The organism is Schleiferilactobacillus perolens DSM 12744 (genome assembly GCF_001435585.1).
Lineage (GTDB): Bacteria > Bacillota > Bacilli > Lactobacillales > Lactobacillaceae > Schleiferilactobacillus > Schleiferilactobacillus perolens.
The window spans coordinates 25,885-39,636 of sequence record NZ_AZEC01000021.1 but is presented as its reverse complement, the minus strand read 5'-3'; the positions used below and the strand labels follow the sequence as shown (position 1 = coordinate 39,636).

At 47.5% G+C, this 13,752-nt stretch carries 13 protein-coding genes; 3 read left to right on the top strand and 10 right to left on the bottom strand.

From position 1 onward, the window contains the following. Positions 1 to 119 precede the first annotated feature (119 nt). Positions 120 to 1,778: an FAD-dependent oxidoreductase gene (locus FD09_RS14425; protein ID WP_083487988.1), complete on the top strand. Its 1,659-nt coding sequence runs from the start codon at positions 120 to 122 to the stop codon at positions 1,776 to 1,778. A 90-nt stretch (positions 1,779 to 1,868) separates the two neighbouring features. Here the strand turns inward: FD09_RS14425 and FD09_RS14420 are convergent, their stop codons facing one another. Together FD09_RS14420 and FD09_RS14410 are read right to left on the bottom strand one after the other, a co-directional pair. Next, the gene (locus tag FD09_RS14420) at positions 1,869 to 2,909 is read right to left on the bottom strand and encodes a hypothetical protein (RefSeq protein WP_235812312.1); all 1,041 of its coding nucleotides are present in this window, start codon (positions 2,907 to 2,909) and stop codon (positions 1,869 to 1,871) included. A 993-nt stretch (positions 2,910 to 3,902) separates the two neighbouring features. Next, a complete protein-coding gene (locus tag FD09_RS14410; protein ID WP_057822395.1) occupies positions 3,903 to 5,360 on the bottom strand; it encodes an MFS transporter in 1,458 nt (485 codons plus the stop codon). A 145-nt stretch (positions 5,361 to 5,505) separates the two neighbouring features. Between FD09_RS14410 and FD09_RS14405 the strand changes: the two genes are divergently transcribed. Beyond that, positions 5,506 to 5,724 carry a type II toxin-antitoxin system HicA family toxin gene (locus FD09_RS14405; protein ID WP_083487986.1) on the top strand — a complete coding sequence of 73 codons (219 nt, stop codon included), beginning with the start codon at positions 5,506 to 5,508 and terminating at the stop codon, positions 5,722 to 5,724. Then, complete coding sequence (locus FD09_RS14400) at positions 5,724 to 6,128, top strand: type II toxin-antitoxin system HicB family antitoxin (RefSeq protein WP_057822394.1); 405 nt, start codon at positions 5,724 to 5,726, stop codon at positions 6,126 to 6,128. The genes FD09_RS14405 and FD09_RS14400 overlap by 1 nt, the downstream gene beginning before the upstream one ends. Before the next feature lie 91 nt (positions 6,129 to 6,219). On the opposite strand, the gene FD09_RS14395 is transcribed toward FD09_RS14400, so the two are convergent. From FD09_RS14395 to FD09_RS14350, 8 genes are all read right to left on the bottom strand, one after another. After that, positions 6,220 to 6,540, bottom strand: a complete 321-nt coding sequence (locus tag FD09_RS14395) for a hypothetical protein (RefSeq protein WP_057822393.1) — start codon at positions 6,538 to 6,540, stop codon at positions 6,220 to 6,222. Positions 6,541 to 6,894: 354 nt separating this feature from the next. Then, entirely contained in the window at positions 6,895 to 7,440 is a 546-nt protein-coding gene (locus FD09_RS14390; RefSeq protein WP_235812311.1) for an ABC transporter permease, read from the bottom strand. Positions 7,441 to 7,846: 406 nt separating this feature from the next. Further along, positions 7,847 to 8,635, bottom strand: a complete 789-nt coding sequence (locus FD09_RS14380; protein ID WP_057822391.1) for a hypothetical protein — start codon at positions 8,633 to 8,635, stop codon at positions 7,847 to 7,849. A 381-nt stretch (positions 8,636 to 9,016) separates the two neighbouring features. Then, positions 9,017 to 9,979, bottom strand: coding sequence for a D-2-hydroxyacid dehydrogenase (locus FD09_RS14375; protein ID WP_057822390.1), 963 nt, complete (start codon positions 9,977 to 9,979; stop codon positions 9,017 to 9,019). Between the two features lie 493 nt (positions 9,980 to 10,472). After that, complete coding sequence (locus tag FD09_RS14365; RefSeq protein WP_157053854.1) at positions 10,473 to 11,093, bottom strand: hypothetical protein; 621 nt, start codon at positions 11,091 to 11,093, stop codon at positions 10,473 to 10,475. 213 nt (positions 11,094 to 11,306) lie between these two features. Next, on the bottom strand, positions 11,307 to 12,092 hold the full coding sequence (locus tag FD09_RS14360) for an ABC transporter permease (RefSeq protein ID WP_057822387.1): 786 nt from the start codon (positions 12,090 to 12,092) through the stop codon (positions 11,307 to 11,309). Continuing rightward, positions 12,092 to 12,871 (bottom strand): ABC transporter permease, encoded by a 780-nt coding sequence (locus FD09_RS14355; RefSeq protein ID WP_057822386.1) that lies wholly within the window; start codon positions 12,869 to 12,871, stop codon positions 12,092 to 12,094. Before FD09_RS14355 ends, FD09_RS14360 begins: the two co-directional genes overlap by 1 nt. After that, positions 12,864 to 13,661 (bottom strand): ABC transporter ATP-binding protein, encoded by a 798-nt coding sequence (locus FD09_RS14350; RefSeq protein WP_057822385.1) that lies wholly within the window; start codon positions 13,659 to 13,661, stop codon positions 12,864 to 12,866. Before FD09_RS14350 ends, FD09_RS14355 begins: the two co-directional genes overlap by 8 nt. Positions 13,662 to 13,752: the final 91 nt, after the last annotated feature.

Sequence of the window (13,752 nt, the reverse complement as noted above, 5' to 3'; positions counted from 1 at the left end):
CTCCGATTGCTCCGCACTTGGCACTATATTTATGGGAATCCGAAATTCAAAGTTCAGTCCCACTGTATTTAATTCCAGATACGGTATGATAAAGAAAACGAAAGCGGAGGGTGATTGGTGTGAAAGTGGTTATTGTGGGTGGTGTCGCTGGTGGGATGTCGGCGGCGACGCGGTTGCGGCGGCTGGATGAGCAGGCACAAATTGTGGTGCTGGAAAAGGGGCCCTACGTTTCTTTTGCTAATTGCGGTCTGCCTTATTATATTTCTGGTGAAATTGGTAATCGCGACGATTTGATCGTAGAATCCCCAGCGGAGTTGCAGGCGCGGTTCAATCTCGACGTGCGGCCGGAACATACGGTGACCAAGATTGATCCGGTCACCCAAACCGTGAGTGGCACGACCAGCGGTGGCCGATCTTTTACGGAATCCTACGATAAGCTCATTTTGGCCCCTGGTGCCAAGCCGTTGGTGCCGGATATTCACGGTCTGGCTGATGCCGCCAATGCATTTGTCCTCCGAAGTATTCCTGATCTCGATAGAATCATGCTTACTCTGCACCAAGTTCAACCCAAGCAGGCGTTAATCATCGGTGCGGGTTTCATTGGGTTGGAAGTCGCTGAAAATCTGCGCCGGCGCGGACTGGCGGTCACCATCGTCGAACAAACACCCCATGTTTTACCGCCGCTGGATGAGGAAATGGCGGCTTTTGTCCAACAAGAACTACAAGCGCACAATGTCCGGGTCATCACTGGCCAATCGGTAACGACTTTACAGGATGACGGCCATACCGCCCAACTGAGCGACGGGACGACTTTATCCACTGATCTCACCATCCTGTCCGTGGGCGTGCGGCCCAATACGGATGTGGCCGGTGCCGCCGGTATTAAGCTGGGCCTGCGTGGTGGCATCGTCGTGGATGACCACTATCAAACCAGTCAGCCGAATATCTATGCGGTGGGCGACGCCATCGTCGTTACGCAGCAAATCACCGGTCAGCCCGCCTTGATTCCTCTTGCTTCGCCTGCCAACCGGCAAGGCCGCCAGGTGGCGGATGTTATTGCCGGCTTGCCCCAAAGGAATCGCGGCAGCATCGGTACTGCCATTGTCCGGGTCTTCGATTTAGCCGCCGCCTCCACCGGGCTTAGCGAGCGGGCGGCACGCCAGGCCGGATTGGATGTAGCAGTCATCCATGTCCTGGGTAAAAATCACGCCGCCTACTATCCAGAAGCCACACCCATTAATCTGAAATTGATCTTCAATCCGCATACCGGTGAGATTTATGGTGCCCAAGGGGTGGGCGTTGATGGTGTCGATAAACGGATCGATGTGTTGGCGACAGCCATCAAGGGCCACCTGACCGTCGCCGACTTGCCGGAACTGGAACTCACTTATGCCCCGCCCTTTGGTTCTGCGAAAGATCCCGTCAATATGCTGGGGTATGCGGCCTTAAACATTACAGAGGGTTTGAGCACGCATATTCAGTGGTATCAGTTACCGGATGCCTTGAAAAATGGCGCTATCTTATTAGATGTGCGTGACCCCGATGAGATCGCCGAAGGACATTTTCCCCATTCTGTGAACATTCCCCTTAATGATCTGCGGGATCGGCTGAATGAGTTAGATCCAAAACAAACCTACATCGTCAGTTGCCGCAGCGGCCAACGGGCTTACATTGCAGAACGCATACTCCGCCAGCACGGCTTTCAGGTTAAAAATTTGGATGGCGCCTATCAGCTTTATCAAGCAGTGCGTCCTAACGATTTGGTTTATCCTAAATAACTTTTTGCCCAACTCAAAAGGCACAATTCTGATAATACGAGAATTGTGCCTTTTCTTTTTTCCGTGATTTCATCCAACTTCGAAACTAGTTTAAAGCTGTTTGTCAGCCGCACTCAGAATTCGAAATATCAAATTAGTTTGCGTATACATCTGCTCAATATTCGGTTCCGTTTTGGCTGATGGATACTGGCATAACGCCAAAGGCATGCCGATAAACGAAATCGTTGGCCAGCCATCTTGAAATAATGGCTGCCCCTCACCAAAATAAGACGATTTTCGCGGTTTGAGCGTGAAATATTGACCATGGGGTTTAACCGCGTGCTGACAGTTTTTAACCAAGTCCTGATTGTTTTTGTTCGACGCGTAGATATACATCGGATCATAGGGACTCTTTAATTTCAACGTTCCCTGCTTAGCATCATCCACATACTCTGCACCGCCAAGATGCTCAACAGTTAACCCCAGCACTTTCTTGATTGATATGTTTTGACTGGCCGCATCCGCCTCGAAGTCCCGTAGTAGTCTGGAAGTGGCCTGTCTGCCCAAAATTCCGCTTTGCGGTATTTGAAAATGGCCGCTGGTAAATCCGAATACCAGCGTGTTTTCAAATTGCAAATGATAGTCTTTGATGGCCTTCAAAATAGTTAATAGAGCAATCGATCCGTTTTCTTCGATATCGTTGGGCCCATCAGTATGGGTGTTGATAAAAATTTGCCGATCCGCTTGGCGTCCCTGAATAATGACTGCAAATGACTCTGTTGGTATATTGGTTTGATAACTGCCAGGCATGGTTAATCGCACAGTCGTCTTTTGCTGACTAATCTTTTTTAGAACACTCGCTTGCTGTTCATGGACCCAAATACCGGGAATGCCAAGATACCCATTGGTGAAAGGAAGCACCTCGTCTTTCGCAAGCTCCGCACTGATTTTATGCCATACTAGAATCACGGCAACTGCACCATTGTCTTTAGCGGCCTGTATCTTATTTAAAACCAGCGTTGCAGCAACCAGCGGATGTCTCATTTTATAGGCTAAACGGGCATCGTTGGGATATTTAGCAATTTTTTGAAGCAAAAGGAAAGTCGGTAACGATAGGTTGTTAACCTTAATCACGGTAATTTTTCCTTTCATTTTTGAATCGTTTTTGGCGTGATAAAATCTAAGCGGTCCACTTACCCCACGGGAAGTCGTGATGCCTGAGTATGGCACTGGCCCAAGCGTAGGGATCGATTCTCCTGTCACATCATTTTGCAACTGATATGTATCTTGAATACAGCGGTTGATCGTAAAGGGAAATCGCTTTATTGGAAAACCAAGATCTGTAATTTGGTCCTTTACAAATTGTATAAATCGATTGTGGTTATCTGTCGCGGTCAACCGCGGTCCCATTTTTTGTAATATCCCTTGCCACTTCGTCATGCTGTCCATATCCAGTTTCATTCGTGTTCACCTTTCTCAATTGATTGACTTGTCAATGCATCTAACTCGCTGCTTTAGCATTGTCATTCACCCATGCCGCGCACTGATTATGAGCATTATACAAAGCGCTGGCATCGCTGTACATCGGTCAAAGGGGCAACTTCAACAAGACAGGTGCGTATCCGCTGAATAAATTTTCTGAGTTAAAAAGCCACATTGTAATGCTAACTCAAAAGTAAAAAAATCGGGTGAGCCGTTTACTCGCGCTTACAGTTCTGGTCCTGATACAATATGTTTAACGTGAGTGAGCCGCTCTTCGTCAGACACCGAGGTGTTCAGCAATGCGAAAATTCTTACACCAGTTTTCGACACAATCTAAGCTCATGGTCTTAATGCTGATCGCATTTTCGATAACTAGCTTCTACAACCAAGAACCATCGACTCGCTGGGCAAAGTCAAACTGGGGATTTTGGTTCTTGGTTTTTATCCAAGTTTATTTCGCCATTGATTTTTTGTATGAGTCGAGAAAGAACCACCGTCCCATATCGGGATGGGACAAGATCAATTTGATTCTGCCGTTAGGGTCGCTTTTACTAATCGCGATACTCGACCGAATCATTCACCAAAGTTGGTTGCTAAACTGAAGTAACCACACTAAAACGGCAGCACTCCAATCAAAAGGAGCGCTGCCGTTTTTATGTCAACTCATTTTAGATAGGCATGTACTTTGGCCCACAAGTGCACAGGCTGCGCCCCGTGCGCTTTAGCCGCATCCACATGTAATAGGCGATAAAACAGGAACAAGTTAATCAACCCTAACAAGACCAACAACCCAAAAGCCAACTGACTGCCCGCCGCCACATTTTGCGCATGGGTATTATGCGGGACCGTCACCGCCGACATCATCAGCGCTAAGACGGTCGTCCCAATGGCGCCGGAGACTTGCTGCCCGGTGTTATAGAGCGCGTTGGCATCGTTGCGCAGAGATTTGTCGATCTTTTTCAACCCATACGCCACACTGTTGCCAAAGGCCATGGAACGGCCAATGGCAAAGATTAGGTACATGACAGTCACGCCGATGATACCGAGACTGGCGCCGCCAATGGTGAACCCGATCAAGCCCAGGGTGAATAAAATGTCCCCCAGATAAAGGGGCAGCTTGCCGCCGAAATGATCCAGCATCCAGCCATACACAGGCTGACCAAAACCATTAAAGAGACTGCCCGGCAGTAAAATCAGCCCGCCCACAAACGATGTGGCCCCATTCACTTCCTGGACATAGTTAGGCAACAGGAAATTGATCCCCACATTGGCAAACTGCAGAAAAACGTAGGGTAAGAAGCTGTACAGAAAGGCCGGGTCGCGAAAAACGGATAAGGAAAAAAGTGCCCGCTGACTGTGCTGCGACACCACGCCAAAAAGGACCAGCATGATGGCTGTAACTAAAAGATACAGGCCGCATTGCCACCATCCATGGCCCCCGCCCAGCGTGTTTAATCCCACGATCAAACTAACTAACCCCACGCCCAGCAAGGCGAAGCGCAACCAATCAAATTCATAATGGGATGTCGGCGTATACTGCTCAATTTTACCCTGACCAATGAATAACAGGATCAAGGTAAGCGGCAGCGTGATCCAAAAGATCATCCGCCAATTGGAAAAAGCCACCACAGCCCCGCCAAATGTCGGGCCGAGCGCGGGCGCCACCAAAATAATCAGATTGGCCATGCCCATATAGGTCCCTAACTTATGCAGGGGTACCACGTCCAAAATGATGTTCACCATCAGCGGTGTACACAAACCCACACACCCCGCTTGAATCAGCCGACCCAGAAGCATCACCCAAAAGGTGGTGGCCAAACCGCATAGGATATCGCCGATAATGAATAGCACTGCGGCCCAGATAAACAGCGTCCGGTTCGTGAACCGGCGCTTCATGAAGGCCGATGTTAACATCACCAGCGCCGCTGTGAGCAAGTAGCCGGACGTCACCCACTGGATCGTCGACATGGGCACATTAAACTGCCGCATCAGCGTGGGAAAAGTGACGTTCATCGATGTCTCGGTCAATACTCCGATGAAGGACATCAACGCCACCACCACAATCACAAACATGGCATTTTTCGGCATCGTTTGCTGCCGTGTTTTTTTGACATTGTTCATTATGTAAAAATCAAACTTCTTTCCCCGTGGAACGGATATGGTTATCCTACAACGGCGGGGCTTGAGTTGTCGAATGGGTGCAGTCTTTTCGACTTGTCTATGCATATAAAGATGCGTATAATTGTGTTTGAGAGGAGTTACTCATATGCCGATGAAGCCCCAAAAGCTTGAAAAAATTGTACTTTCTCAAGGCTTTAGTTTAGTTAAAGGTAAGGGAAAAGGGAGCCATCGGCGTTATCAACACCCAGATGGACGAACAACCGAGATCAATTTCCATTCGAAAGAAATTCGAAAAGGCACACAGGAGGAAATTTTCAAACAAATTGGCTATGTCCCTAAACGGCAATGGAAGAAGGTATCTTGATGCATGATGAAATTTTGATTTATCCCACAGTTTTTGCGGAACATCATGATGAAGATGGTCATTATTTTGTGGTGACCAGCCCGAATATTCCCGGTATGGTCACCGAAGGCACGACGCGCCAACAAGCAGTGACAGAAGCCATCGATGCCATTGCGACAATGCTGGATGGTGAAAAGTATCCAAGCGTTCAAGATCCAGGGCAATGGATATTGAAGAAGAACGAAACCATCGTCTACGTGCCAGTCAACATGACGCAATGGTATCGTGAGAAAGCATTGGCACTAAAAATGAAAACCGTGCGAATGAGTATTACGGTGCCTGAGTATCTTAAAGAAGAAGCCAAGGAACGCGGCATCAACGTGTCTCGTGTCGCGACTCAGGCATTGGAAAAGCTGTTGGCGTAATCCAGCTCTGAGATTTAATTGCATCAAAAATACCGTCATCCGTTAGATTGCGATGACGGTATTTTTTCACTCTAAGATTGGGCTCTGTGGTTCACAGCGAACCCTTGTGCCGTTTAGTGGTCATGTGCCGCAAGTAGAAGTACGCTGCAGTTAACAGCACAATGATCCATCCGCCAAAAATGACGCGCACTGGCAAAATTGCAAAATACATGGCATCAAATGGTGGTGATGTCACTGGGAGGAAAACGAAGACGGCAATTAGAATCGTGGCGAAGTAAACAAAATCACGCAGACGAATTTCTTTTCGAGATTCCTTTGGCGTTTTCGTATAACGACTAAAACGAAAAATTAAATCAACGACTGCGGCAGCAGCTAATACATCTAGTAATAGTGTCAATCCAGACAACAACATTGCTATCCCCTCCTGCGACGACTCACAAGTAAGAACTTGGCGTATCGCTTTGCAGACACCGTTACATCCAACCTTCCAGTAAAACATCCATTGAAAATCAAACACATTGTAAGCCCTTCATATTTGTGGCGTCAACGAATTGCACTCGCTGTTTTTATGAATGTTGTTCAACGCCCACAACCGTGAATTTAATCCTCAAACTTGCGTCATCATACCCCATTCAAGTGAGCGTTCTAACAGAATACTGAACATCTCAGTTCAATAAATCAACTTCTTCTGGACAAGTTGAATTGGTACAAACGCAATGAGCAACAAAGCCACCAAGAGCCAAATCAGGTGACCGGCCATTCCTGCTCAATTACCCACTGCAAAACCACGAATCAACGCCACAGCATGGGTCAGCGATGAAAACCAAGCCACTCTCTGCAACCAGGGAGCGACATGACCGATGGGGAAAAAGGTGTTGGAGAACATAAACATCGGCTCCACCAACAACATGGTGTAATAGTTCAAATAGTCCCGGGTGGGCGCCAGAAGAGTGAAAGTAAGTCCTAGAAAGCCAAACAGCGTTCCCAGTATCAACAGAACCAGCGGGTTAAGCAATGCGGCCGGACTGCTAAAAACACCAAGCAGCATGGCAATGCCCATAAACAGAGTGCCGAAGAAAACACTACGCATCCCTGCCCAGATCGCTTCGCTCGCAATAATATCCGGCAAACTGACTGGACTTGTACTCATTTCGTAATACGTCTTATCCAAGTACATCTGAATGTACGCATTGACGGTTCTTTCATTGGTGGCGGCGTTCATCGCTGTCCCGTCAATCAGTCCCAACGTAATGAATTGCAGATAAGGCATGCCATCCACCCGGCCGACGAAGTGACCAAGACCGAGGCCCATCGTGTTAAGTATAGAATCGGATCGAATAAATTTGGGAAAATTGAAATAGCACTAAAAAAACGCCTCGACAACTATTGAAACAGTTGTCGAGGTGAATTGTTAAGAAAGTGAACAAGGTCATCAGGGAAAGTCAATTAGGATTATTTTTCTCGTTAAGCACAATGTGTGTGATTCCAGCCATCGTTATTAAAATGAACGCCAGCCAAGTACTGAATCTCCACACGTTGTCACTCGAAAAAGATAGGAACAGAGCGAGACAAATGAGCATCGCAATACTGAAGACACAAAGCCTGAGAATCAGAAAATAAATACCACGCTTATGCGCTATCCAAATTAACGCGAACGCCAGAAACATGAGCGCTATTTCCATCAATGCCATGAGTCACACTTCCTCAACCACAGCTTTTTAAAGCTTGTATGCCTGCCACATATGCGTGATCTTGTTGACGTCAAAGGCAATGTAATTGTTGGGCCAATGATCTTGAGCCCACTGTAGTGTTCCAGCCATTGACGCCGTGACCTGGGCTAAAATAAATGTTTCAGCAAAAGCAGCTGTGGCGATAAGCAGAACCTGGTAAGGAGCACCATAGGTTCCACCAATTGTTACAATAGCCGCAGCGTATGCCGCTTCTACACTATATCCATGGGAAATAAATTTGAAGAAGGAAATGGCAGTATTGATCGCTCGATCTGACCGAAAAATTAGTCGCTGATAGTTCCATCCCGAAGTATACTCAATTTCTTGAAAAGAACGTAATGTTAACAGTGGAGCGGCAACCTTGTTTTCAGGATTAATCAACAAGTTCCCGGCAATAACGTCGGTGTTCGATTTTTTAACTACATTTGAAACGATCGAATATTCGCTTGTGGTTAATACGGATTTGGCACCATCCAAGATAACGTATTGATTATTCTTCACCGTAATATAGGGTTCAGCTTTGGCTTCAAGAGCAGAACTGGTCTGAGTTGTGGTTGGTTGGGTATTATTGTTTTTGAGGAACTCAGCAATTTGTTCGGGAGTCCAGTTTTCTGAACCTGCCAAAGGGTCGGTATTACTTTGGTTAGACGATACGGGTTCTGTTGAGAACCCGTCGGTAGCAAAGGCATAGGATACAGACGGTGCAATGATTCCGAATGCTAACACAAGTGCAAAGATCACTGATAGGATTTTTCCCTTTTCTTTTAAAACATTCATAACTCTCCCTTCTCGTGGTAACCACGATGAAAGATTCACCGACAATCACCGTATTACATTTATCTTTTTTCTAGCGATTTTCAGCTCCCCGAAACCGCTATTATTTTTACAAGTGAATCGTAGCACAAACGGAACCTAACAGCAATTAAAAGCACTTGAGTGATTCTTGCGCATGTTCAATCTACTAACAACATAATATCGCATGGATAGACCAAAGCGCTCTGCCAAGCCAATGCGCAAATCAATAAGGGCATCGCGATCTTGGCATTATTTCGATGGAAATTGTTGTTTATCAGAAATGCGTAATTTTTTATTGGTGCCGTGTATAAAAGTGTCTGAAACAAACGCGCAAAAACATGATGTCATGTAAAACATCTGCCATCAATCAGTGACCACATTCTGCGTATGCCCGGCCAAAAACGCAGTGAGATTACTGACAGTGATGTCCAACAACCGCTGGCGGGTCTCTCGCGGTGCCCAGGCAATATGCGGCGTGAGCAGGCAATTTTTAGCCGTGAGCAGCGGGTTATCGGCCCGAATAGGTTCCTGGCTGACCACATCCAGCCCCGCGGCGTAAATTTTACCACGATTAAGGGCGGCGGCGAGATCTGCTTCGTTGATCAGTTTACCTCTGGCAGTGTTTAAAAAAATGACACCATCCTTCATTTTATGAATGGCGGCAGCATCGATCAATCCAATCGTTTCAGGTTTTTGCAGGACATGTAGGCTGATCACATCCGCCCGGTGTAAGAGCGTATCAAAATCAACTTGCTGAACCCACTCCGGCAAATCAGTTTTCGGCCGATGGTTATAGAAAATCACCCGCATGCCAAACGCATGGGCGATCTCCGCCACCCGCTGAGCGATGTGACCATAACCCACCAAACCCATTACCTTCCCGTGCAGCTCAATCAACGGCTTCGCCCAAAAAGTGAAATCTGGCCCCTTGACCCAACGACCGGCATGCACTAACTGGTTGTGCAGATCCACTTGACTGGTGATCTCTAACAATAACGCGAACGTGAATTGTGCTACTGCTTCCGTTCCGTATGTGGGAATGTTGGTGACGGTGACGCCTGCTGTTCGGGCGGCCGCCACATCCACCATATCGTAGCCAGTCCCCATGATGCCGATGTACTTGAGTTGCGGGGCTTGTTGGATGACCGACGCAGTGAGCGGTGTTTTATGCGTCAGCACCACCTTGGCATCACCAATTCGCCGCAGAATTTCTGCCTCATCGGCTGCGGGGGTGCGATCGTATAAGGTACACTCACCAAGTTTCTTGAGTGTTGTCCAATCCAGGTCTTGATTCAGCGCAAAACCATCTAGCAAAACAATTTTCAATGCTATCCTCCATATGGTCAACCAGTTCTGTAGTGACTCGATGCGAATTCTTAAAAGAAATCCGTGCGTCCTTTTTACCATACATATAAAAAGCGAAGCCCGTTTTCGGATTCATCGACCGGACTTCGTTTTTCTGAATGGAAATGAGACTTAACTCCTCTGTTTTTGAGAATCTGAAAGATTATGCGCTATCTGGGTCCACGTTTGATACTACCCACAAACGCATAATGAACTGAGTACGTGACGCTAAAGATAAGCACTATTCCTTGGGATTGTGGAGTAATCTTTTGAAGAGTATCACAAATATTACAATTGCAATTAACGTGAAAAGACTTAGGAATCTTTCCAGAAAGTCCTTAATCCAAAATGGAACGGACCATTTAGAAAACGGATAGCTTACCGGAACTACTAAACACAGAATCACAATTGTCATCCAAAACAATAACGCTACTAACTTCTTTACCATGTGCTCAGATCCTCTATATTTTCAATCTTACAGTAAGAGAGTAATTGCAAGACGAGTTACTACCCCGGCTAGCCATGCATTCATCCCGTGTTGTGTCAGAAAGTGGATAATTGCATCCTCAATGTGCCCTTCAAAGTTGGTAAGAGTTTGAAGAGTCTTATTGATTGCTTGCCAATGGAAGTAAACAAGTTGTGTCGCAGTTGCTGTCTCAATTTTTTTAACCATCCCATCCCATGCTGATTTACCGATACGTTTAAGTGTCGCTTTAATAACAGCAACTGCTGCCTTCACTGCCATCGTACCTTTACCACGAGTTTCAATGTTCAGCTTTGTTTCAAATGCATCAGTATATGACTGATCAGCAAGGACAATGCTCCCGTTATTCATACCCTCTGCAATTGAATCTTTAATCGATACGGCCATATTAATCTGGTCTGCGGATAACTTGTATTCCCCAAATGGTTGATTCAGAAAAGCAGCAATCTGTTCAGGTGTCATATTGCTATAATCAGTCCCCGTTTCCCCTGAAGGAGGCGTAGTGGAAAAGCCGTTAGTTGATGCAGCATACGATACTGAAGGAGCCGCCACTGACAACACCATTGCGGACGCCAATAAACCCGTTGAAACTTTCAAATTCCAATTCTTCATGGTGCAATTCCCCTTTCTCAAACCCCGTAGATGTAATCGCTTTTTTAAATCAAGCACATTCTAAATGTTTGATTGTGCAAAATCAAATTTCAAACAATCTACTTAACGAATTCTTAATTATTTCATTTGGGGTTGATATTACCGAGTTGTGATTCCTAATCGTTGCTAACGATACAATACAATGTTCGGTGCCTTCAAGTTTCAGCATCTTTCTCAGAACATCTCCAACGTCGCATGCTTACGCGCATAACGTTCACAGAACTTAATCGCCACCGTCGCCAGGGCAAAATACACCACGGTCAATCCCAATTCCCACAGCACATTGCCCAGCACCCCACTCGTCCGACCGGCCGTCACCTGGCTGGCGGCCTGAATACTGTGGGTCAACGGTAGCACTTGGCTCACACCGCGCCAGAAAAGCGGCAGTTGGGTCACCGGAAAGTTGGCCCCTGTGAGGATAAACAATCCCGTCGCTACGAAGTTCAGTATAAAATGCATGCTATCCGTCACCAAGCTGAATGTCGCCAGAAACAACCCAAACGCTGTGGCACTCGCCATCCCGGCAAGAATGCAGCCAATTAGCGGCACCCAGGCGATCTGACTGAGATCAATATGGAAAATCCAGCCGCCGATGACGAAACCGACTAGAACAGTCACAAATTCCATCAAAATGGGGAAGAACCCTTTTGCCAACAGAAACTGCAAGTCACTGGTCGGTGCCGTCACCACCGTCCGCAACCGGCCCTGGGCGCGTTCGGCGTTGATCGACTGGCCCATGGTAAAAATGCAGACGTTGATGCATAGCAGAAAGGCGTTGCCCACCACCCAATGGGTCAGCGAAGCGGGATTGAAACTATAGGCGGCCAGCAGCACGTAAAAGGTCATCGAGATGATCGGATAACCGAGATCAAGAAGGATAAACTCCTCAGGATTGAAAATGGCGTTCAGACTCTTGAAGTTCAACCACGCCTGGGTCCAGAAATAACGTAATATCCGCATTATTCACTCACCTCCAAAGTCGCATTCCGTCGGACCCGTAATTGGATGGCGTGCCAAAACACGACGGTCAACCCACCGTAAAGCAGAATCAAGCCAGCGTTCCAAGTCATAGTGGTGCGTAACGCAACCCAGTCAATCGTCGGTTGCAAAGCCAGATGCAGCAGCCGCGTGGACCAAGTGGGTACCAGCGCCTGACTAATCGGCTGGGTCCACTGGGGCAGCACATTCAGTGGAAAGACAAAGCCGCACAGCAGCGTGACCGGAATATCCAGGACATTCATGTACAGGCCAGTTTTGCGCGACAGCAGCATCAAGTAGCTGATGGGAATGGAAATCGCCACAAACCCAATAATCGTCACCACCAAGGCACCGAGGAACACGATCGGATGCGGGACCACCAGCGTCAGCCGAAATAGCAGCCCCGCTGTCAGCCAAGACACCACCAATGTCAGACTCGCCAACAGGGTATTGCCAATCGTCTTCGCCACAATCAGCACATTGTAATTACTCGGACTGGTAAAAAGAAACGGCAGCACTCCCATGTACCGATCCCGGGCGATATCGCCGATGGAAGAAAAGCAAATACTGCTCCATAAACCCATCAAGCCAGAACCCAGAATGATGTAACTGGCCGCATCACTTTGGCCAGAGTGCCGGAACATTTCATAAATCAGCACCGTATTCAGCATGGGACTGGCAATCAGGGTGAACCGAAACATCGGTCGGGCCCATGAGTTTTTCATCTGGATTTTAATGGTGCCCCACAACACGTTAAACATGAGCGGCACTCCTTTCGATCAGCGTAATATATGCCTCTTCCAGCGACGCAATCTGAGCTTTGGGCGCGATTTTTTGACCCTGAGCGATCACATCGGCCACCGTTCCACTAGCGACTTCCTGGCCATGATCAATCACGATGAGGTGATCACACAACAGCTCGGCCTCGGGCAGATAATGGGTCGTCAATACAATCGTGGTGCCGCTCTTTTTCGCCTGCAAAATGATCTGGTGCAGATTCTGGACAGAAATGGCATCCAGGCCAATCGTCGGTTCGTCCATAAATAGAACCTTGGGGATATTGATCAACCCGCGGGCAATTTGCAGCTTCTGCGTCATCCCTTTGGAGAAAGTCTCCACCAAATGATCCGCCTCTGCACTCAGTCCGACCTGGGCCAGGAGTGTGTCGGCGCGTTGCACGAGGGTGGTCGGCGGTAATTTGTATAGGCTGCCAAAATAGATCAGATTGTCCCGGGCGGAAAGGCGGCGGTACAGACCTAGTTCACCGCCAAAGATAAAGTTGATCTGCTGGCGAATTGCTTTATAATCCCGGGCCACGTCCAGCCCGGCGACCGTGGCCTGGCCGCCAGTCGGCAGCAATAATGTCGTCAATGTTTTAATTGTAGTCGTCTTACCGGCTCCATTTTGGCCCAACAAGCCAAAGATTTCTCCCGCTTGTACTTGAAAGCTTAAATCCCGGACTGCGTGCACCACGGTCGGATGCCGATGCCAAGTCCGGGAGTGACGCTGAACAAAATCGCGCTGTAAATGGTTGACGCTAATCATTGCCATAATAACCCCTCCAATTGTTAGCCGTTTGTCTAACTGTTTATGAGTGTGATTATACAGCAAACGAAGTGTAAAGCAAGACACTTGGCTAAAT

Coding starts and splice junctions, on each gene's coding strand:
- FD09_RS14380 (WP_057822391.1), bottom strand. CDS start 8,635: ATGAATGTTTTAAAAGAAAAGGGAAAAATCCTATCAGTGATCTTTGCA.
- FD09_RS14355 (WP_057822386.1), bottom strand. CDS start 12,871: ATGTTTAACGTGTTGTGGGGCACCATTAAAATCCAGATGAAAAACTCA.
- FD09_RS14410 (WP_057822395.1), bottom strand. CDS start 5,360: ATGAACAATGTCAAAAAAACACGGCAGCAAACGATGCCGAAAAATGCC.
- FD09_RS14350 (WP_057822385.1), bottom strand. CDS start 13,661: ATGGCAATGATTAGCGTCAACCATTTACAGCGCGATTTTGTTCAGCGT.
- FD09_RS14400 (WP_057822394.1), top strand. CDS start 5,724: ATGCATGATGAAATTTTGATTTATCCCACAGTTTTTGCGGAACATCAT.
- FD09_RS14360 (WP_057822387.1), bottom strand. CDS start 12,092: ATGCGGATATTACGTTATTTCTGGACCCAGGCGTGGTTGAACTTCAAG.
- FD09_RS14405 (WP_083487986.1), top strand. CDS start 5,506: ATGCCGATGAAGCCCCAAAAGCTTGAAAAAATTGTACTTTCTCAAGGC.
- FD09_RS14420 (WP_235812312.1), bottom strand. CDS start 2,909: ATGAAAGGAAAAATTACCGTGATTAAGGTTAACAACCTATCGTTACCG.
- FD09_RS14395 (WP_057822393.1), bottom strand. CDS start 6,540: ATGTTGTTGTCTGGATTGACACTATTACTAGATGTATTAGCTGCTGCC.
- FD09_RS14365 (WP_157053854.1), bottom strand. CDS start 11,093: ATGAAGAATTGGAATTTGAAAGTTTCAACGGGTTTATTGGCGTCCGCA.
- FD09_RS14390 (WP_235812311.1), bottom strand. CDS start 7,440: ATGGGCCTCGGTCTTGGTCACTTCGTCGGCCGGGTGGATGGCATGCCT.